The organism is Ideonella sp. (assembly GCF_036277275.1).
Lineage (GTDB): Bacteria > Pseudomonadota > Gammaproteobacteria > Burkholderiales > Burkholderiaceae_C > Ideonella.
The window spans coordinates 1-19,979 of the sequence record NZ_DASUNH010000069.1 but is presented as its reverse complement, the minus strand read 5'-3'; the positions used below and the strand labels follow the sequence as shown (position 1 = coordinate 19,979).

The 19,979-nt window shown below is 66.6% G+C and carries 20 protein-coding genes and 1 pseudogene; 8 read left to right on the top strand and 13 right to left on the bottom strand.

What is annotated here, in order from left to right; translation table 11 throughout:
• Positions 1-23: 23 nt before the first annotated feature.
• Positions 24-899, top strand: coding sequence for a site-specific tyrosine recombinase XerD (gene xerD, locus VFY73_RS12490; protein WP_329719139.1), 876 nt, complete (start codon positions 24-26; stop codon positions 897-899).
• A gap of 42 nt (positions 900-941) precedes the next feature.
• A complete protein-coding gene (locus VFY73_RS12485) occupies positions 942-1,538 on the top strand; it encodes a MarC family protein (RefSeq protein ID WP_329719137.1) in 597 nt (198 codons plus the stop codon).
• Positions 1,539-1,542: 4 nt separating this feature from the next.
• Here VFY73_RS12485 and VFY73_RS12480 read toward each other — a convergent pair whose 3' ends face one another.
• The gene (locus VFY73_RS12480) at positions 1,543-2,331 is read right to left on the bottom strand and encodes a ferritin-like domain-containing protein (RefSeq protein WP_329719135.1); all 789 of its coding nucleotides are present in this window, start codon (positions 2,329-2,331) and stop codon (positions 1,543-1,545) included.
• Positions 2,332-2,377: 46 nt separating this feature from the next.
• Here VFY73_RS12480 and VFY73_RS12475 point away from each other — a divergent pair, with 46 nt between their 5' ends.
• Together VFY73_RS12475 and VFY73_RS12470 are read left to right on the top strand one after the other, a co-directional pair.
• On the top strand, positions 2,378-2,902 hold the full coding sequence (locus VFY73_RS12475) for a gamma carbonic anhydrase family protein (protein WP_329719133.1): 525 nt from the start codon (positions 2,378-2,380) through the stop codon (positions 2,900-2,902).
• A 12-nt stretch (positions 2,903-2,914) separates the two neighbouring features.
• Positions 2,915-3,877: an Hsp33 family molecular chaperone HslO gene (locus VFY73_RS12470; RefSeq protein ID WP_329719131.1), complete on the top strand. Its 963-nt coding sequence runs from the start codon at positions 2,915-2,917 to the stop codon at positions 3,875-3,877.
• A gap of 95 nt (positions 3,878-3,972) precedes the next feature.
• Here VFY73_RS12470 and VFY73_RS12465 read toward each other — a convergent pair whose 3' ends face one another.
• The 8 genes from VFY73_RS12465 to VFY73_RS12430 all read right to left on the bottom strand — a co-directional run bounded on the left by VFY73_RS12465 (position 3,973) and on the right by VFY73_RS12430 (position 11,444).
• Positions 3,973-4,971 carry a cytochrome-c peroxidase gene (locus VFY73_RS12465; RefSeq protein ID WP_329719129.1) on the bottom strand — a complete coding sequence of 333 codons (999 nt, stop codon included), beginning with the start codon at positions 4,969-4,971 and terminating at the stop codon, positions 3,973-3,975.
• A 391-nt stretch (positions 4,972-5,362) separates the two neighbouring features.
• Positions 5,363-6,049: an ATP-binding protein gene (locus tag VFY73_RS12460; protein WP_329719127.1), complete on the bottom strand. Its 687-nt coding sequence runs from the start codon at positions 6,047-6,049 to the stop codon at positions 5,363-5,365.
• Positions 6,036-6,677, bottom strand: coding sequence for a nicotinamide riboside transporter PnuC (gene pnuC, locus VFY73_RS12455; RefSeq protein ID WP_329719125.1), 642 nt, complete (start codon positions 6,675-6,677; stop codon positions 6,036-6,038). The genes VFY73_RS12460 and pnuC overlap by 14 nt, the downstream gene beginning before the upstream one ends.
• A 124-nt stretch (positions 6,678-6,801) precedes the next feature.
• On the bottom strand, positions 6,802-7,071 hold the full coding sequence (locus tag VFY73_RS12450; RefSeq protein ID WP_329719123.1) for a septum formation initiator family protein: 270 nt from the start codon (positions 7,069-7,071) through the stop codon (positions 6,802-6,804).
• Positions 7,072-7,191: 120 nt separating this feature from the next.
• Positions 7,192-8,475 carry a phosphopyruvate hydratase gene (eno, locus tag VFY73_RS12445; protein WP_329719121.1) on the bottom strand — a complete coding sequence of 428 codons (1,284 nt, stop codon included), beginning with the start codon at positions 8,473-8,475 and terminating at the stop codon, positions 7,192-7,194.
• Between the two features lie 103 nt (positions 8,476-8,578).
• Entirely contained in the window at positions 8,579-8,884 is a 306-nt protein-coding gene (locus tag VFY73_RS12440) for a DUF1330 domain-containing protein (protein ID WP_329719119.1), read from the bottom strand.
• Positions 8,885-8,900: 16 nt separating this feature from the next.
• Positions 8,901-9,758: a 3-deoxy-8-phosphooctulonate synthase gene (kdsA, locus tag VFY73_RS12435; RefSeq protein WP_329719117.1), complete on the bottom strand. Its 858-nt coding sequence runs from the start codon at positions 9,756-9,758 to the stop codon at positions 8,901-8,903.
• A 15-nt stretch (positions 9,759-9,773) separates the two neighbouring features.
• A complete protein-coding gene (locus VFY73_RS12430; RefSeq protein ID WP_329719115.1) occupies positions 9,774-11,444 on the bottom strand; it encodes a CTP synthase in 1,671 nt (556 codons plus the stop codon).
• 135 nt (positions 11,445-11,579) lie between these two features.
• Here VFY73_RS12430 and VFY73_RS12425 point away from each other — a divergent pair, with 135 nt between their 5' ends.
• On the top strand, positions 11,580-11,984 hold the full coding sequence (locus tag VFY73_RS12425; protein WP_329719113.1) for a 4a-hydroxytetrahydrobiopterin dehydratase: 405 nt from the start codon (positions 11,580-11,582) through the stop codon (positions 11,982-11,984).
• A 12-nt stretch (positions 11,985-11,996) separates the two neighbouring features.
• Here VFY73_RS12425 and VFY73_RS12420 read toward each other — a convergent pair whose 3' ends face one another.
• The 3 genes from VFY73_RS12420 to VFY73_RS12410 all read right to left on the bottom strand — a co-directional run bounded on the left by VFY73_RS12420 (position 11,997) and on the right by VFY73_RS12410 (position 15,220).
• Positions 11,997-12,812: an alpha/beta hydrolase gene (locus tag VFY73_RS12420; RefSeq protein WP_329719112.1), complete on the bottom strand. Its 816-nt coding sequence runs from the start codon at positions 12,810-12,812 to the stop codon at positions 11,997-11,999.
• Between the two features lie 333 nt (positions 12,813-13,145).
• A complete protein-coding gene (locus VFY73_RS12415; protein ID WP_329719110.1) occupies positions 13,146-13,970 on the bottom strand; it encodes a proteasome-type protease in 825 nt (274 codons plus the stop codon).
• 182 nt (positions 13,971-14,152) lie between these two features.
• Positions 14,153-15,220 (bottom strand): hypothetical protein, encoded by a 1,068-nt coding sequence (locus tag VFY73_RS12410; protein WP_329719108.1) that lies wholly within the window; start codon positions 15,218-15,220, stop codon positions 14,153-14,155.
• Positions 15,221-15,298: 78 nt separating this feature from the next.
• Here VFY73_RS12410 and VFY73_RS12405 point away from each other — a divergent pair, with 78 nt between their 5' ends.
• Complete coding sequence (locus VFY73_RS12405; protein WP_329719106.1) at positions 15,299-15,997, top strand: winged helix-turn-helix domain-containing protein; 699 nt, start codon at positions 15,299-15,301, stop codon at positions 15,995-15,997.
• 18 nt (positions 15,998-16,015) lie between these two features.
• Here the strand turns inward: VFY73_RS12405 and mutS are convergent, their stop codons facing one another.
• Positions 16,016-18,574, bottom strand: coding sequence for a DNA mismatch repair protein MutS (mutS, locus tag VFY73_RS12400; RefSeq protein ID WP_329719104.1), 2,559 nt, complete (start codon positions 18,572-18,574; stop codon positions 16,016-16,018).
• Between the two features lie 178 nt (positions 18,575-18,752).
• Between mutS and VFY73_RS12395 the strand changes: the two are divergent.
• Positions 18,753-18,998 (top strand): annotated as a pseudogene (locus tag VFY73_RS12395) (Presumed portal vertex protein); the annotation flags it as partial.
• Positions 18,999-19,023: 25 nt separating this feature from the next.
• A complete protein-coding gene (locus VFY73_RS12390; protein ID WP_329719102.1) occupies positions 19,024-19,812 on the top strand; it encodes a DNA adenine methylase in 789 nt (262 codons plus the stop codon).
• Positions 19,813-19,979 lie beyond the last annotated feature (167 nt).

Here is a 19,979-nt window from a genome sequence, read left to right as displayed (position 1 = left end):
CCAAGCCGGTCGCGACCGACCCGCTGATCGATGCCTTCGTCTCGGCGCTGTGGGTCGAAGACGGTCTGGCCGCCAACACGCTGGCCGCGTACCGGCGCGACCTGAGCCTGTTCGCCCAGTGGCTGGCCACGACCGATGGCGCGACGCTGGTGGAGGTCAACGAAGAGCAACTGCGCCGCTACGCGATAGACCGCCATGCCGCCACGCGGGCGACCACCGCCAACCGCCGGCTGGCCGTGTTCCGCCGCTTCTACCGCTGGGCGCTGCGCGAGCGTCACTTGAGCGCCGACCCCACACTGCGCCTGGGCAGTGCCCGACAGCCGCTGCGTGTGCCCAAGACGCTGAGCGAAGCGCAGGTCGATGCCTTGTTGAGCGCACCGGACGACACCACGGCGCTGGGCCTGCGCGACCGCTGCATGCTGGAGCTGATGTACGCCAGCGGCCTGCGTGTCAGCGAGCTGGTGGCGCTACCCAGCGTCCAGCTGAGCCTGGCGGACGGCGTGCTGCGCGTGACCGGCAAGGGAGCGAAGGAGCGTCTGGTGCCGTTCGGCGACGAAGCTTCGGCGTGGATCGAGCGCTACGCCCGCGAGGGGCGTGCCGAGATCCTGGCCGGCCAGCAGTCGCCGGCGCTGTTCGTCACCGCCCGTGGCGGGCCGATGACGCGGCAGATGTTCTGGATCCTGGTCAAGAAATACGCCCGCCAGGCCGGCATCACCGCACCCTTGTCGCCGCACACGCTGCGCCACGCCTTCGCCACGCACCTGCTGAACCACGGCGCCGACCTGCGCGCGGTGCAGATGCTGCTGGGCCACGCCGACATATCGACGACGACGATCTACACCCACGTGGCCCGTGAACGGCTGAAGGCGCTGCACGCCAAGCACCACCCCCGAGGCTGATCCGGGCTGAATTCGCACCTGGCCCGGGCACAATCACCCGCCATGGACCACACCTTCGTCTCCGCGTTCGTCCTGCTGTTGCTGGTGCTGGACCCGTTCGGCAGCCTGCCGATCTTCATTTCGGTGCTGCGCGGCGTGGCGCCCGAGCGGCGCACGATCGTCGCGGTGCGCGAGGTGTCGATCGCGTTCGGCGTGCTGCTGGCCTTCATGTTCACCGGCCAGGGTTTCCTGAGCCTGATGCACCTGTCCGAGCGCTCGCTCGAGGTGGCCGGCGGCGTGATTCTGCTGATCATCTCGATCCGCATGATTTTTGCGTCAGGCGGCGAGATCTACGCGACCGACGGCAAACGCGAGCCGATGATCTTTCCGCTCGCAGTGCCGCTGCTGGCCGGCCCGTCGGCGATGGCCACGGTGCTGCTGCTGGCCTCGCGCCAGCCCGAGCGCATCATGCATTGGATCGGCGCGCTGACCCTGGCGATGGCGATCAGCGGCATCGTGCTGCTCTCCGCCGAACGCATCCGCAAGCTGCTGGGCACGCCGATGGTCTCGGCGCTCGAAAAGCTGATGGGCCTGGTGCTGACCGCGATCGCGGTCGAGATGATCCTCGCCGGCTTGAAACGCTACTTTTTCGAAGCCTGAACGGTCAGCTGTCCAGCCGCGCGATCTCTTCGGCGTCGAAGCCGGCAGCGCGGCGGGCGTCGAGGTTGAACGGGCCTTTCAACCGTGGCGCGCCGTAGCGCGCGGCGAACTCGGCGTAGCTCGCGATCGGGTCGAGCCCGTCGCGTTCGCAGAGCCAGCGGTACCAGTGGTTGCCGATGGCCACATGGCCGATTTCGTCGCGCAGGATGATGTCGAGGATCTCGACCGCGCGCAGGTCGCCGGCCTTGCGCAGCTTGGCCTGCATCGGCGGCGTGGCATCGAGGCCGCGGGCTTCGAGGGTGCGGGGGACCAGCGCCATGCGGGCGGTGATGTCGTCGCGGGTCTTTTCGGCCATGCTCCACAGGCCGTCGTGCGCTTCGAAATCGCCGTAGTCGTGGCCCATCGACTGCAGGTGCCCGCGCAACAGCTGGAAATGCAGCGCCTCTTCGCCGGCCACCTGCAGCCAGTCGCGGTAGAAGCGCTCGGGCATGCCGGCAAAGCGCCAGGCGGCGTCCAGCGCCAGGTTGATCGCGTTGAATTCGATGTGGCAGACGGCGTGCAGCAGTGCGGCGCGGCCTTCGGGAGTGAAGGGTGTGCGGCGCGGCACCTGTTCCGGCGGCACCAGCAGCGGCCGCCCCGGGCGGCCGGGCAGGGTGGGCGGCGGCGCCAGCATGACGGCGGCATCGAGCGTGGCGCCAGCGCGGCTGGCCTCGAGCAACTCGCGCGTCAACCGGGCCTTTGATTCGGGCTCGGCGACGCACAAGACCTTCAACGCCTGCGCTCGGACTTCCATCCTTAAAATTATCGCCCTGCCCAAGAGGATCAACGACGAGAACACCATGGCCATCTACCAACTGGGCGACAACCACATTCCCCGCATCGACGACAGCGCCTGGGTGGCTGAGTCGGCCCAGGTGATCGGGCGGGTGGCCCTGGCCGCGGACGCCAGCGTCTGGTACGGCGCGGTGCTGCGCGGCGACAACGACTGGATCACGATTGGCGAGCGCAGCAACATCCAGGACCTGAGCGTGTTGCACACCGATGCCGGTATCCCGCTGACGATCGGTGCTGATGTGACCGTGGGCCACCAGGTGATGCTGCACGGCTGCACGGTCGGCGACGGCTCGCTGATCGGCATCCAGTCGGTGATCCTGAATGGCGCGCGCATCGGCAAGCACTGCATCGTCGGGGCCGGCGCGCTGGTCACCGAGGGCAAGGAATTCCCGGACGGCGTGCTGATCGTCGGCAGCCCGGCCAAGGTGGTGCGCGAGCTGACACCCGAGCAGATCGAGCGGCTGAAGATGAGCGCCGCGCACTATGTCGACAACGCGCGCCGGCATCGCCTGCACCTGAAAAAGCTTTGAAGAAGTTTCTCCATGGATGAATTGCACAAGTTCCTGTTCGAAGGCCTGCCGGTGCGCGGCATGCTGGTGCGGCTGACCGACGGCTGGCGCGAGTCGCTGGCGCGGCGCGAGACGGTGGGGCCTTTCCCGCCGCCGGTGCGTGCGCTGCTGGGTGAAATGGCCGCCGCGGCCACGCTGATGCAGGCCAACATCAAGTTCAACGGCTCGCTGATCCTGCAGGTTTTCGGCGACGGGCCGGTCAAGCTGGCGGTGGCCGAGGCGCGGTCGGACCTGACCTTCCGTGCCACCGCCAAGGTGGTCGGCGAGGTGCCTGACAGCGCCAGGCTGGAGGCGATGCTGAACGTGCACGGCAAGGGCCGTTGCGCGATCACGCTGGACCCGCAAGACCGCCTGCCCGGCCAGCAGCCCTACCAGGGCGTGGTGCCGCTGCATGGTGACCAGCGCGAGCCGCTGCAGCAGCTGTCGCAGGTGCTGGAGCACTACATGCTGCAGTCCGAGCAGTTGGACACGCGGCTGGTGCTGGCGGCCAACGATGAGGTGGCCGCCGGGCTGCTGATCCAGCGGCTGCCGATCCAGGGTGAGAACAACCTGTCCGGCATCAACGTGGCCAACGAAGACCTGATCGGTCAGTCGGAAGGCTTCAATCGCATCGCGCACCTGGCCGCCACACTGACGGCCGAAGAGCTGCTGACGCTGGACGCCGACACGATCCTGCGGCGCCTGTTCTGGGAAGAGCAGGTGCTGCGCTTCGAGCCGCTGGCGCCGGGCTTTGCCTGCTCGTGCTCGCGCCCACGCGTTCGCGCGATGCTCAACGGGCTGGGGCGCGAAGAGGCTGAATCCATCCTCGCGGAGCGGGGCAACATCGAAATCGGTTGCGACTTCTGCGGCCAGCAGTACCACTTCGACGCGGTCGACGTGGGCGAGCTGTTCACGCCGGGGCGCGATCAGCCGCCGGCGTCGGCCTCACTGCAGTAGCCGGCGCCGGTCTCGTCAAGTAGCGACGGGCCGCTCCCCAGCTTCTTGTTCCCCCTCGGGGGGGCGGGCTGGGCGAAGCCCGGACCTTGGGGGCACTATTCGAAAGGCTGGGGGCGCGGCGTCTTGTCGCCCGAAGGCGGCAACACCGGCAGGACGATGTTCGGCTGATCGCCTGTCAGCGTCTTCAGGAAGGCCACGATCTGGCCGTTCTCATCGGCGCTGAAGCTGCGGCCGAGCTGGACCTTGCCCATCACGTCCACGGCGTCGCGCAGCGTCGCGGCCGAGCCGTCGTGGAAGTACGGGTAGGTCAGCTCGACGTTGCGCAGCGTCGGCACCTTGAAGAAGTGCTTGTCGGTCTCTTGCTTGGTGACCTCGTAGCGGCCGAGCGAGGTGCTGTCGCTCTTGAAAGGCGCCACCAGCCCCATCTTCTGGAACGAGTTGCCGCCGACGGCCGCGCCGTTGTGGCAGGCCACGCAGCCGCTGCCCTTGAACAGCTGGTAGCCGGCCAGCTCTTGCGCGGTGAGCGCCTTGGCATCGCCCTGGAGCCATTTGTCGAAGCGCGAGTTCGGCGTGACGAGCGTCTTCTCGAATTCGGCGATCGCCAGCGTCACCTGATCGATGTCGAGCGGAGCCTTCTTGAAGACGCGGGTGAATTCATCGACGTACTGCGGGATCGATCGCAGCACGTCGACCGCCATCTCGTGCGAGAAGCCCATCTCGCCCGGGTTGGCGATCGGTCCACCGGCCTGTGCCTTCAGATCTGCCGCACGCCCGTCCCAGAACTGGGCGACGTTGAAGCTGGCGTTCAGCACCGTCGGCGCGTTGATCGGCCCTCGAGCCCATTGGTGACCGATGGAGGAGCGGACGTTGTCGGTGCCGCCCATGGACAGGTTGTGGCACGAGTTGCACGAGATGAAGCCGGACTTGGACAGGCGCGGATCGAAGAAGAGCTTCTTGCCGAGCTCGACCATTCGGCTGTCAGCGGGTGGCGTTCGAACGATCGGCTGGATCGGCTCGGTGTTCGTTGTCGAGGCCGCAGTGGCGACGCCCACTGCGCCTGCCACGAAGGCCAGGGCACGCAATCGAAACTTCATGGGATCTCCTTCCTCAAGTGTTTGTCATTGGCCCCGTGAGGGGCTTCGCTCCGGCAGGGGCGATGGCGCTGAGGGCCATCGCGAACTGCAATTCAGTGCAACCGCATTTGCCGGCGCCGTGAGTGCTGTCGAGGAGGCTGTTTGGTTGCCTGAAGACCTTGTTCTCAGCATGTACACGTAACAAGTCAGTCAAGCGGCATGCAATGTGACGTTTGGCACTTGTTGGTGTGAGGGAGAACATTGGCCGCTGAAAGCCCTTCGACAGGCTCAGGGCGAACGGACGACGTGAGGGCGTTCTGCAAACGATTTCTCGGTCGCTGCCGTTTCCCGTTCGGCTGAGTCCTTCGACAAGCTCAGGACAGGCTTGTCGACGCCCGGCGGCGTGGCCAGATCAGGAACGACGGAGGCGCAACGCCGCGTGCTCGCAGTCCGGCACGTCGCAGCTCTCGCAGACCCAACGCCATTCGGGCTGTGCGGCGTCGCGCTGGGCCAGGCGGGTGAACAGGCCTGGCATGGGTGATTTGCTGCGCCGCAGGTAGGGCGCCACGGCGTCCAGCGCCGCTTGGGCGCGCGCGTCACCAACGCCGCCGACCACGACGAAGGGCAGGCCGGCACTGACCAGCGCTGTGCGAAGCCTTGCGTCGACCGGCTCGCGGACATGGGCGCCATCGCGCTGGTGGCCATCGGCCTGCCAAGGCAGGTCCAGCGCAGTGAGCAGCGTCAGCGAGCAGCGGCGCTGCCAGTCGATCGCGGCCGCGTCCATCGAGCCATCACCGAAGACCTGATGGTGGTAGACGGCCGTCATCAGCGGCGTCGTGTCGGCGATCACGATGTCGTGGTTGGCAACGGCCGCTTCAATGCGGCGGGCCTGCTCGACGGCGATCTCTTCTTGCTCGTGCGCGGCCGGCGTGCGCGCTTCGCGCTCGCACCACTCGCGCAGGTACTCGGATACCCAGGTGCAACGCCAGCCGGTGGCCTGCGCGAGCTGCACTGCGAGCGCTTCGGCGAGTGTGCTCTTGCCGGTGCTTTCTGCACCGACGATCGCGAAGACCCAGGGTGGCGCGTCAGTGCCGGGCATCGGCATGCCCTTCGAGCCGCGCCCACGCGCGCCAGCCGGCAACCGACAGCACGGCGAAGATGGCGTAGAGGATCACGGTGAGCCACAGCGCCTTGTAGGCGAAAAGGCCAACGCTGACGACGTTCACCGCCAGCCAGACGGGCCAGTTCTCGATCAGCTTGCGGCCCAGCAGGAACTGGCCAGTGACACTGGCCACGGTGGGTAGCGCATCGAAGAACGGCACATCCGATGTCGTGAAGCGCCCCAGGAGCAGGCCGAGCAGGGGCCAGGCAGCCAGTGTCAGCAGCGCGGCTCGCGCCCTGTGCGACACGCTGAGGCGATGCACCTTCAGCTCGGTGCCGTCATCACCACGGCCGCGCAGCCATTGCCACCAGCCCCAACCGGAGACAGCGACGAAGAACAGCTGCAGGCTGGCTTCGCCAAAGAGTTTGCTCTGGGCGAACAGCAGCGCATACAGCAGCGAGCTGACGATCGCCAGCGGCCAGCCCAGTGGGTTGACCCGCATGTTGCAGCCGACCATCCATAGCGACAGCACGAAAGCGACGACTTCGAGCCAAGTGGTCGGGCTGCCCCAGAGCGTGAAGGCTTCGACCAGCAACGGGGAAGTCAGATCAAGGAGCTCGTTCATCACAATCGCGCGTATTCAGGCGCGCGAAGCGTCGCCGCCCTTCAAGTGGCGTGCGCGGAGCCGGCTTTGCCGGTCCGCTGCGCGAGCCCCCTTGGGGGGCAGCCCCGGGAGGGGCGTGGGGGCCTCATTTCGCGACCACGACGAGCAACTCGTCCGGTCGCACCATGCCCAGCTCGCGCCGCGCCTTTTCCTCGACCATTTCGGTGCCCTCGCGCAGGTCGACCACCTCGGCGGCCAACTGCTCGTTGCGGGTCCGCGCCTCGGCGTTCTCGGCGAGCTGCTGCTTCAGCTCACTGCGCAGGGCGATTTCGTGCGGCACGCCGCCCTTGCCGAACCAAAGCTCCGCGTGAACCATCAACAGCAGCGCGGCGAGGGCAAGGGGCAGCAGACGCATAGGAGATTGTGATCGAGGGAGGGGGCCGCTTGCTCAGGCCTGCGCCGGGCCGCTCCCAAGCGGCCTGAGCGCCCGCTTGGCGGGCGGCGACGGTATGTCCGGCGCCGGGTGCCCCATGACTCAACGGAGGTTGTAGAAGGCGCCGCGGCCAGGGTAGAACGCGACGTCGCCCAGGTCTTCCTCGATGCGCAGCAGCTGGTTGTACTTGGCCATGCGGTCGCTGCGGCTCAAGCTGCCGGTCTTGATCTGGCCGGCGTTCAGGCCCACGGCGATGTCGGCGATGGTCGAGTCTTCGGTCTCGCCCGAGCGGTGGCTGATCACGGCGGTATAGCCGGCGCGCTTGGCCATTTCGATCGCGGCGAAGGTCTCGGTCAGCGTGCCGATCTGGTTGATCTTGATCAGGATCGAGTTGGCGATGCCCTTGTCGATGCCTTCCTTCAGGATCTTGGTGTTGGTGACGAACAGGTCGTCACCAACCAGCTGCACCTTCTTGCCCAGGCGTTCGGTCAGGTGCTTCCAGCCGTCCCAGTCGCCTTCGTGCATGCCGTCTTCGATCGAGATGATCGGGTACTTGTCGACCCAGGTCGCCAGGATGTCGGTCCACTCGTTGGCGGACAGCACCAGGCCCTCGCCCTCGAGGTGGTACTTGCCGTCCTTGTAGAACTCGCTGGCGGCGCAGTCCAGGCCGATGGCGATCTGCGAACCCGCGGTGTAGCCGGCCTTGTCGATCGCTTCGAGGATCAGCTGGATGGCGGCTTCGTGGCTGGGCAGGTTGGGTGCGAAGCCGCCTTCGTCGCCGACGGTGGTGCTCATGCCCTTGGCGTCGATGATCTTCTTCAGCGCGTGGAAGACCTCGGCACCGTAGCGCAGCGCTTCGCGGAAGCTCGGCGCGCCGACCGGGATGATCATGAACTCTTGCAGGTCCAGGCTGTTGTTCGCATGCGCGCCGCCGTTGATGACGTTCATCATCGGCACCGGCAGCTGCACGCCGTTCATGCCGCCGAAATAGCGGTACAACGGCAGGCCCGATTCTTCGGCCGCCGCGCGGGCCACGGCCATCGAGACGGCCAGCATCGCGTTGGCGCCCAGGCGGCTCTTGTTGTCGGTGCCGTCCAGGTCGATCAGCGTCTTGTCGAGGAAGGCCTGCTCGGAGGCATCCAGGCCCAGCACCGCTTCGCTGATGTCGTTGTTGATGTTCTGGACGGCCTTCAGCACGCCCTTGCCGAGGTAGCGGCTCTTGTCGCCGTCACGCAGCTCGATCGCTTCGCGCGAGCCGGTGGACGCGCCCGACGGCACGGCCGCACGGCCCAGCGTGCCGCTTTCCAGTAGCACGTCGCATTCCACGGTGGGGTTGCCGCGGCTGTCGAGGATCTCGCGGCCGACGATGTCAACGATGGCACTCATTCAGTCTCACTCCAAGTCAATAACAAATCGCGGCGGCAGGATGCCGGAAATCCGTTACCTGCGCGCATCAAGTTCCGGGTCTGGGCGGGTTTTGGACGACGCCTCAGACGACCCCTTCGAAGCCTTCGACCAGCACCATGTTGAAGTACTCGGTCGCGCCTTTGCGCTTCTGGCGGATCTGGGTGTACTGGGCGTCGTCGTAGAAGGCCTTGGCCTTCTCGTAGCTGGGAAAGCGCAGCACGGCGACGCGGTGCGGGTTCCATTCGCCTTCGAGCGTTTCATGCTTGCCGCCACGCACCAGGTACTCGCCGCCGAAGGCCTTCACCGCAGACGGCGCTTCGGCCATGTACTGCTTGTAGCGCTCGGGGTCGCTGATGTTCATCGTGACGAGAAGGTAGCCGTAAGCCATCGGGGCGGTTCCTTGGTCAGCAGGAAAAATCGTTCTCCAAGAGCGGCTTGCTCTTGATCACGCGGTCCAGCGCGACGAGCTGTTCCAGCAGCGCGGCCATGTGCTTCAGCGGCACGGCGTTCGGGCCGTCGGACAGGGCATTGGCCGGGTCCGGGTGGGTTTCCATGAACAGGCCGGACACACCGACCGCCACGCCCGCACGCGCCAGCACCGGCACGAACTCGCGCTGGCCGCCGGAGCTGGTGCCCTGGCCGCCCGGCAGCTGCACGCTGTGGGTCACGTCGAAGACGACCGGCGCGCCCGTCTCGCGCATGATCGCGAGGCTGCGCATGTCCGAGACGAGGTTGTTGTAGCCGAAGCTGGCGCCGCGCTCGCAGGCCATGAAGCGGTCGTCCGACAGGCCGGCTTCGCGTGCGGCGGCGCGGGCCTTGTCGATCACGTTCTTCATGTCGCCGGGGGCGAGGAACTGGCCCTTCTTGATGTTCACCGGCTTGCCGCTCTTGGCCACGGCGTGGATGAAATCGGTCTGGCGGCACAGGAAGGCGGGCGTCTGCAGCACGTCGACGACCTTCGCCACCTCGGCGATCTCGGCCTCGCTGTGCACGTCGGTCAGCACCGGCACGTTCAGCTCGCGCTTGACCTTGGCCAGGATCTCCAGGCCACGCTCCATGCCGGGGCCGCGGAACGAGGTGCCGCTGGAGCGGTTGGCCTTGTCGTAGCTGGACTTGAAGATGAAGGGGATGCCGAGCTTGGTGGTCATCTCCTTCAGCCGGCCGGCCACGTCCATCTGCAGTTGCTCGCTTTCGACCACGCAGGGGCCGGCGATCAGGAAGAAGGGCTTGTCCAGCCCGACGTCAAAGCCACAAAGCTTCATGGAGTCCTCCGCCGCTTACGCCGCGGCCTTCTGGTTGCTGCGCGTGGCCTGGTGGGCCAGCGCGGCCTTGATGTAGCTGATGAACAGCGGGTGGCCGCCCCACGGCGTCGACTTGAATTCCGGGTGGAACTGCACGCCGACGAACCAGGGGTGGGTGTCGCGCGGCAGCTCGACCATCTCGGTCAGCTTCTCGCGCTGGGTGATGGCCGAGATCACCAGGCCGGCCTGCTGCAGGCGGTCGAGGTAACGCTCGTTGGCTTCATAGCGGTGGCGGTGGCGCTCGGTCACGACCGGGCCGTAGATCTCGTGCGCGAGCGTGCCGGGCTTCACATCGGAGCTTTGCGCGCCCAGGCGCATCGTGCCGCCGAGGTCGGAGTTGGCATCGCGCTTCTGGATCGAGCCGTCGCGGTCTTGCCATTCGTCGATCAGCGCGATCACCGGGTGTGCGGTGTCGGGGTCGAACTCGGTCGAGTTCGCGCCGTCGAGGCCAGCCATGTGGCGGGCGTACTCGATCGTCGCGACCTGCATGCCCAGGCAGATGCCGAGATAGGGCACGCCGTGTTCGCGGGCAAATTGAGCCGCGTGGATCTTGCCCTCGACGCCGCGCTTGCCGAAGCCGCCGGGCACCAGCACTGCGTCGACCTTGGCCAATTGCACGTCGGCCTGGCCGTCGGTCAGCGTTTCGGCGTCGATGTACTCGATCTTGACCCGCACGTGGTTGTGCAGGCCGGCGTGGCGCAGCGCTTCGTTCAGCGATTTGTAGCTGTCCGACAGGTCGGTGTACTTGCCGCACATGCCGATCGTGACCTCGCCGCGCGGGTGCTCGACCTCATGCACCAGCGTGTCCCAGCGGCGCAGGTCGGCAGGGCGGGTGAGCGACTGCAGCTTCATGCAGATCATCTCGTCCAGGCCCTGCTCGTGCAGCATGCGCGGCACCTTGTAGATGGTGTCCACGTCCCACATCGAGATCACGCCGTGCTGGGCCACGTTGGTGAAGAGGGAAATCTTCTCGCGCTCGTCGTCGGGGATCGGCCGGTCGGCGCGACACAGCAGCGCATCGGGCTGGATACCGATTTCGCGCAGCTTCTGCACCGTGTGCTGGGTCGGCTTGGTCTTCAACTCGCCGGCGGCGGCGATCCACGGCACGTAGGTCAGGTGGACGAAGGCGGTGTGCGTGGGGCCCAGCTTCAGGCTCATCTGGCGCACGGCTTCGAGGAAGGGCAGCGACTCGATGTCGCCGACCGTGCCGCCGATTTCGACGATGGCCACATCCACCGCGTCCGGCGTGCCGACGCCGGCGCCACGCTTGACGTATTCCTGGATCTCGTTGGTGACGTGCGGGATCACCTGCACCGTCTTGCCGAGATAGTCGCCGCGGCGCTCTTTCTCGAGCACGGTCTTGTAGATCTGGCCGGTCGTGAAGTTGTTGCTGCGCTTCATCCGGGTGGTGATGAAGCGCTCGTAGTGGCCGAGGTCGAGGTCGGTTTCAGCGCCGTCGTCGGTCACGAACACCTCGCCATGCTGGAAGGGCGACATCGTGCCCGGGTCCACGTTGAGGTATGGATCCAGCTTGATGAGGGTGACTTTGAGGCCGCGCGATTCGAGGATCGCGGCGAGTGATGCTGACGCGATGCCCTTGCCGAGAGAGGACACCACACCGCCGGTGACGAAGACGAACTTGGTCATGTCAAAAAGCACTCCGGCGGGCCGGGGGATCGGCCGGGCTCAGGAGTGCCGTGGTGGTAAAGCGTGATTATACGGGTCGGCCTGCCGGGGCGCTCTGTGGCCGTCCCCAGGGAGAACCCCTTGCCGGAGAGCGCCATGACTTCGAACCGTGCACACCGTCGCCTCGCCCCCCTGCCGCCGGATCAACTGGACGAGCGCCTGAAGCGCGAGTTGCCGGATTGGCGCATTGCCGACGGTGCGATCGAGCGGCAAATCACCACCAGCGGCTGGCGTGCCACGCTGATGGTCGTCAATGCGATCGGCCATCTGGCTGAGGCCGCCTGGCACCACCCGTCGTTGCAGGTCGACTATGCACGGGTCGGCGTCAGCCTGTGGACGCACGACGCCAATGGCATCACCGAGCGGGACCTGGCGCTGGCCAAGAAGATCGACGAATTCGTGCTGTGGCGGCCTGGGCAGGAAGCCGGCTCGGTGCTGGAAGGGCCGCCTGAGGGCGACCCGCGCCAAGCCTACATCGTGCACGGGCCGACGGCGCGCTGAGCCGGATCGGCTTCAGGCCAGCAATGCCAGCACGGCGGCGGCCGTGTCGTCCGGCCGCTCCATCGGGTACAGGTGGCTGCCTTCCATCCACTGGAAGCGCTCCTTCGCCAAGGCGTGGGCGGTGGCCAAGCCCCCTTGCCGGGCTTCGACGGACTGGGTGCCGGCGATGAACGCCACCGGGCACCGTGGCGGATGGCGCTTGAGCACGCTGCCCAGGTGATGCGGCAGCGTGTTGTAGATGCGGGTCTCGACAGCGCGGTGGAACGCCAGTTCGACGTGCCCGTCGTGTTCCTCGAAGCCGCTCGCGACATAGTCGGCCAGCACGCGCTCGTCCCAGCGCGCGAAGATGGACTTGGCCTGGAAGTGCGCCAGCACGGCGGCGCGGTCGGGCCATTGGTGGCGACGCTGGCGCGACACCTTGCCGGGCGAGATGCGCGCCAGCAGCCCGCTTCGCTTGAGCATCTGCACACTGTGGGCGCGCCAGCCGGTGACCACCGGCGAGTCGAGCAGCACCAGGCGGGCAGCCAGGTCGGGTCGTTTGCAGGCGGCCAGCAGGCTGAGCAAGCCGCCCAGCGAATGACCGACGAGGATGGCCGGGCCGCCCACCTTGACGTCGATGAAGTCGATCAACTGGTCGCGCAGGCCGCGCCAGTTGCTGGTCACCGGGTACTTCGGGTCATGGCCGAAACGTTCGATGGCATGCACCGCATGGCCGGCGCTTCGCCAGTGTTCGAACAGCACCCGGTAGGTGCCGGCCGGAAAGCCGTTGGCGTGCGAAAAAACGATCGGCAGGCATCGCGCATCGTCTGTCGCAGCGGTCGTCGGCATGGAAGGATCTGTCTGTTTCATTGGCGGGTGGCGATCACGGCAGCGTCAGCTCGAACACCCGCCGGCGCCCGGCGTTGAGCAGCTCTGCCTCGTGCTGCCTGTTGGTGCCGTCCCACATCACGTTGATCGCGCCGCGGTTCTTCAGCTCCGGCATCTGGTTTTTCCAACGCCAGTCGCAGCAGTTGGACGAAGCAGCCCGCATGTCCTTGCGAGCTGGGGTGCACGGCCGGGATGACGACGCGCAGCGGCGCTGTCGATGCGGCACGTGCGGGCCAGGCGGCGGTCGCCATCAGGCCCAGCGCGGCACACGGCGCCCGCGCAAGATCCCGGCGCTCAAACGATCTTCTCTTCGGGGCGGCCGATCTTGCGCATCGGCTCGTAGCGCTCCGACGGCGCGAGCAACGGGTGGGTGGTGTCGGTGCCGTCCCAGTGCGGGTCGTCGATCGCCTCGAAGACTTCGCGCAGCCGCTGGCCCCAGGTGCCGCGGATCATCCGAAAGTACGGGTTCTGATCGTCGATGACGGCGATGTTGTCGCTGCGCAGCTTGCCCTCTTCATAGACCAGCAGGTCCAGCGGCAGGCCGACCGAGAGGTTGGATTTCAAGGTCGAATCCATCGACACCAGCGCACATTTGGCGGCTTCTTCCAGTGGCGTGGTCGGTGTCAGCACCCGGTCGAGGATCGGCTTGCCGTATTTGCTTTCACCGATCTGGAAGAAGCAGGTCTCGCGCGTGGCCTCGATGAAGTTGCCGGCCGAGTAGATGTGGAACAGCCGCATCGCCTCGCCCTTGATCTGGCCGCCGAAGATCATGTTGGAGTTGAAGTCGACGCCGGCGTTGTGCAGCGCCGCCGCGTCCTGGTCATACACGCGGCGCACCGCGGCGCCGAGCACGCGTGTGGCGTCGAACATGCTCTTCGCGTTCCAGATGGTCAGGGGCTCGCCGTCGCCGCGGGGCAGCTTCTCGACCTGCAGGATCTCGCGCACCGATTGCGAGATGCTCAGGTTGCCGGCCGAGAGCAGCACCATGAATCGATCGCCGGGCTTCTCGTAGACGATCATCTTGCGGAAGGTGCTGATCGCGTCCAGGCCCGCGTTGGTGCGTGAATCCGACAGGAAAACCAGGCCGGCGTTGAGCCGGATACCGACACAGTAGGTCATGCAAGAACCCGTCAGTTCGGGAGTCGTTGATCAGACGATTGTCCACACTTGTCAAGGGTTTGCTGCACAGGCCCAACGGTCGGATGGCTTCTCGGTGGCCTGGGCGGCCCGCGCGCCGCCCGCGGGTCAGGCGGGCGCGCGGATTGCCCTGATCACCGGTTTCGAGAGTGCCCACGTGCTCGTCAGTTGGTCCAGGCCATCAGCTCGCAACCGAGGACTCGCTTTTCACCGTCGCGGTCGCTGACCTCGAATTTCAATGCGTCCCGGGCCGCGGGCAGGGCCGTGACGTTGCGAGCCTCGGCAGGCACGTACCAGAGCTCGCATGTGCCCATGCAACCTATGCCGTTACAGAAGTGGCCGGTGTCGACGTCGAATGCCAAGTAGCGGCCGTTCGGTGACCAGCGGGCGTAGTGGCTCATCTTGGTGGCGGTGACGCGCTCGAGCTGGCTGCCGTCGAGGTTGGAGACCCAGATGTCACTGTCGGGGGTTGGCTCAACGTCATTGACGATCTGCAAGGCCAGGCGAGTGCCTTGGCGGTTCACCCACGCGTCGACGAGGTTGTGGTGCGCAGGCAAGGTCAACTGGCCGGAAGGCGTTTCGCTGCCGTCGAGCGCGCCGATGCTGATCGCACCTTGAGCGGTCATGCGCATGTAGCGGCCGTCCGGCAGCCAGGTGACGATGTCATCGCCGGTGAACTGGCGCACCACGCTCATGGAATTCATGTCGACGAAGATCCAGTCGGAAGGCGTGGTGCTGTCTTCGCCGAGCCTGGCCGCGATCATCGACTTGCTGGCGGGCGATGGGATTTCATCGCGCAGATAGCCCTCGGCCGTGGCGCTGTACAGCACGTTGCCGGAGAGGTCCAGCACCTTGAGCGAACTCTGGTCTTCGAAGACGTCCCAGTCGGTCATCGCGTACTGCGTGCCGTCGGGCCACGGATGGGCCCAGCCATCGGCCGTCACCTGAACCGGCAGGCCTTCGCCGGGATAGGCGATCTGCGTGCCGTCGCGGAAGTCGAGCGCGTAGTTGTCGTGCCACAGGCGACCGGAGAGGGCCGGTGGTGGCGACGGTGAGGGAGACGGCGATGGAGGCGGCGTATTGCCGGTCGGTCCACCATCTCCACCACCACCACCACCACCACCGCCGCAGGCGACGAGCGTCGCGGCGCAGACGACCGCGGCGGCGAGGGCGCGCAGGTGACGCAGCTTGGCGTGACGTTCGGACTGGGGTTCGTGTGGGCTCGTGTTCATACACCTCCTTGGTTTTCGAATCCGCCCAAGACGGGTCAGGACGCGAAGCCTAGGCAGCCGACCGTTCAAATAACATGCTTGAAACTGAACCGTGAACCTGGGAAGTTGAACCACAACAGCCTCGAAGGCATGCCGGCGTGGACACCGGCCGCCGAACAAGTCGTCTCCGACCGAGCGGCGGTCGAGATCCTTTGGCACGTCGAGAAGCGCCTGCACCTCAAGCCCTTCATCGGCCAGAGCGCAGACCTCGCCTCGGCCGCGGCCCAACTGGGCATCAGCAAGCCGGCGATGAGTTACTGGATCGGGCGCCTGATGGACGCGGGCTTGATCCGCCTGGTGCGCATTGAAAAGCGCGGCCGACACAGCATCAGCCACTATCGCTGCGTGGCCGATCGCCTGCGTGTCAGCCTGGAGGAAGCGCCGCTGTCCAGCTACGAAGGCGTGCTCGACGATTTCACGCAGCGCTGGCAAGCCCAGGCGCGCACGGCCATGGCGCGCTCACTTGCGAAGCAGGCGCCCGACCTGGAGTTGTGCATCGCCAACACGGGTGCTGCCGCCGGGCTGTTCACGACGATCCTGCCCAAACCCGGCCGGCCCGCGCCGCCGGACGACTTCATTCAGTACTGGGCTCGCCTGTGGCTGACCGATGCCGAGGCCAACCAGCTGGCAGACGAGTTGAACGCGCTCTACGACCGCTATGCCGCGCTGAGTGACAAGACCAGCAAGACCGTGCCGACGCTGATGCAGCTGACCCAGGTGCGTGAGTCGCAGCGCTGAGGCCTGTTTCGCGCGGGTTCAGGCACTGCTCTTGACCTGCAACTGTTTGAGCCGATACAGCGCTTCGAGTGCTTCGCGCGGCGTCAGCGTGTCTGGTTCGATGTGGGCCAGTGCCTCGTCCACCGCCGAGGCAGCGGGCGCCGGTGCCGCCGGCGGCGCGGCGAACAGGTCGACCTGCGCATCGCGCTCGCGTGACTGTGCTTCGAGCGCCTCCAGTGCCGCCCGCGCCTGGCGGATCAGCACTGGCGGCATGCCGGCCAGTCGTGCCACCTGCACACCGTAGCTGCGGCTCGCGGGGCCCGGCTCGATCGCGTGCAGGAAGACGATGTCGTCACCGCTTTCGGTGGCGCTGACGTGCAAATTCAGCGCCCGCTCGTGGCGGCGCGGGAACTCGGTCAGCTCGAAGTAGTGGGTCGCAAACAGCGTGAACGCCTTGTTGCGGTCGTGCAGTTGCGTCGCGATCGCCGAGGCCAGCGCCAGGCCGTCGAAGGTCGAGGTGCCGCGGCCGATCTCGTCCATCAGCACCAGCGACTGCTCGGTCGCCCCATGCACGATGGCGGCGGCCTCCGTCATCTCCATCATGAAGGTCGACTGCGCGTTGGCCAGGTCGTCGGCCGCGCCGATGCGGGTGTGGATCGCATCGATCGGGCCCAGCCGGCAGGCCCGGGCCGGCACGTACGAGCCCATCGCGGCCAGCAGCACGATCAGTGCCACCTGGCGCATGAAGGTGCTCTTGCCGCCCATGTTGGGGCCGGTGATCACCAGCAACCGGGTGCGGCTGTCGAGCCGGCAGTCGTTGGGGATGAACTCGGCGCCACCCGTCTCGGCCAATCGCGCCTGCACGACCGGGTGTCGGCCGGCGTCGATCTCGATGCACGGGTGGTTGACGAACTCAGGCGCACACCAGTCCAGCGTGGCGGCGCGCTCGGCCAACGCAGCGAGCGCGTCCAGCGTGGCCAGCGCGCGGCCCAGGGCGGCCAGCGGTGCGAGCCAGTTCTGCAGCTGCTCCAGCAACTGCTCGTACAACCATTTCTCGCGCGCCAGCGAGCGGTCTTGCGCGGACAGGGCCTTGTCTTCGAAGGTCTTCAGCTCTGGCGTGATGAAGCGCTCGGCGTTCTTCATCGTCTGCCGGCGCTGGTAATCGGCTGGCACCTTGTCCAGCCCCGACGCGGTGACCTCGATGTAGAAGCCGTGCACGCGGTTGAACTGCACCCGCAGGTTGGCGATGCCGGTGCGGGCACGCTCGCGGGTTTCGAGATCGATCAGGAAGGCGTCGCAGTTCTGGCCGATCGCGCGCAGCTCGTCCAGCTCGGCGTCGAAGCCGGTGGCGATGACGCCGCCGTCGCGCAGCAGCACGGCCGGCTCCTCGGCGATGGCGCGCGTCAGCAGATCAGCCACCGCCGGGTCGGGCGACAGGGCGGCGTGGCATTCGTCGAGCAGCTGGGTGCCTTGCGGGGCGACGCTGCGCAGCGAGGGCAGGTTGGCCAGCGTCATGCGCAGGCCCGCGAGCTCGCGCGGGCGCACCTGGCGCAACGCGATGCGCGAGACGATGCGCTCGACATCGCTGACCGAGCGCAGCGCCTCGCGCAGGGTGTCGAAGCCGCTGGCCAGCAGCTGGGCGATGGCGGCGTGGCGGGCATGCGCCTGCGCGCGGTCGCGGCCCGGGTGCGTCAGCCAGTGGCGCAGGGCCCGACTGCCCATGCCGCTGCGGCAGGTGTCCAGCAGCGACAGCAGCGTCGGCGAGCGCTCGCCGCGCAGGGTCTCGGTCAGCTCGAGGTTGCGATGCGTGGCGGGCGGCAGCTCCAGCAGCTCGCTGGCGCGTTGCACGGTCAGCGTGTTGACGTGCGCCAGCGCGCGGCCCTGGGTGTGCTCGGCATAGGCCAGCAGCGCGGCGGCGGCGGCGTGGGCCTGGCCCAGATCCTGGGCGTTGAAGCCGGCCAGCGACGCGACGCGCAGTTGTTCGCACAGCTTGCGTTGGCCCAGGCCCGTGTCGAACTGCCACGCGGGGCGGGCGGTGAGGGTGCTTTTGGCCTGGCGCAGCGCCGGCGACGGGGATTTGTCGACGCTGTCGCGGTCGATCAGGATCTCGGCCGGTGCCAGCCGTGCCAGCCAACCCGGCAATTCACGCTCGCCGCACTCTGCCAGGCCGAGTTGGCCGCTGGAAAGGCCGAGCCAGGCCAGGCCATAGGTGCTGCGCTGGCGGTGGACGGCCAGCAGCAGCGTGTCGGCGCGGTCGTCCAACAACTCGCTGTCGGTCACCGTGCCGGGCGTGACCACGCGCACCACCTTGCGCTCGACCGGGCCTTTCGCGGTGGCGACGTCGCCGACCTGTTCGGCCACCGCGACCGACTCGCCCAGCTTCAACAACCGGGCCAGGTAATTCTCGACCGCATGCACCGGCACGCCGGCCATCACCACCGGCTCACCCGCGCTCTGGCCGCGGGTGGTGAGTGTGATGTCGAGCAGACGGTGGGCTTTACGGGCGTCGTCGAAGAACACCTCGTAGAAATCGCCCATGCGGTAGAACACCAGCGTGTCCGGGTGCTCGGCCTTGATGCGCAGGTACTGCTGCATCATGGGGGTGTGTTCTAAGCTGTTGTTTTTCAAAGGAAATATGCTATTTCTGTCTAAAACTCTGCCGACTGTCTAATACTCACGTCGCTTTGCGCGTGACAGTCGGCAGAGTCGGACCGTCGACGGCGGGAACCTCTTTGTCCCCCAGAGGTAGCGAGCCCGTCATTGTCTCGGAGTCCTCAGCATCAAGAACGTCAGCCGCGACGACATGCTGGCCGCGCACCGCATCCCACCGCAGCTGCTGGGCACCCCCAGCAATGCCGGCGGCTTCGGTGACGTGGCGAAGGCGACGCTGGTCTTCTGTCGCAACGAAATCCAGCCGTTGCAGGAGCGCCTGCGCGCACTGAACGACTGGATCGGCGAAGAGGTGATCCGCTTCTTCCCCTACGAGCTTCCAACCACTGGCACGGCTGAAGCCGGCGCCTGAGTTTTTCTCCCCAAGCAGTACCCAAATGGCCCTTCCCATCATCCCGTGGATCGGCGGCAAGCGCCGCCTCGCCGAGACCCTTCTTCATCGATTCCCATCGCACACGTGCTACGTCGAGCTGTTCGCCGGCGGCGCGGCGCTGTTCTTCATAAGACCGCCCGCCGACGTGGAGGTGATCAACGACGTAAACGCCGACCTGTTCAACCTCTACCGGGTCGTGAAGCACCACCTCGAGGAGTTCGTGCGGCAGTTCAAATGGGCGCTGTCGAGTCGCCAGGTGTTCAAGTGGACCCAGGCCACGCCCACCGAGACCCTGACCGACATCCAGCGCGCCGCGCGGTTCTTCTATCTGCAGCAGCAGGCCTTTGGCGGCAAGGTCGACGGTCAGACATGGGGCACCGCGACCACCGCGCCGCCGATCAACCTGCTGCGCATCGAAGAGAACTTGAGCGCAGCTCATCTGAGGCTCTCAGGCGCCTACGTTGAGCATCTGCCTTGGGATCGGTGCTTCGATCGCTACGACCGGCCTCATACATTGTTCTACGCCGATCCGCCGTACTGGCAGACCGAAGGCTATGGCGTCGGCTTCGAGTGGGCGCAGTACGAATTGCTCGCCGCCAAGATGCGGCAAGCCAAGGGCAAGGTCATCGTCAGCCTCAACGACCACCCGGACGTGCGGCGGTGCTTCGAGGGCTTCCAGATGGAGTCGCTGGAGATCGACTACACGGTGGGCGGCGGCGGCAAGCCGGCGAGACGGGGCGAGTTGATCGTCTACAGCTGGGACCGCGAGGCCGAGCCTGCTGGGCTGTTCTGAACCCAAAGGGTTTCGAATCGAGACCATAGTCTTACTGTGTCAATAAAATCGTGGCATTATGTTCGCCTCTTCATTCTTCGCATGAGGAACGATGGGCGCAAGCGAACGGTTTGACCGGTACATGGAGCATTTGTCCCAGGGGCTGGGTCATTTGGACCGCCACGCAG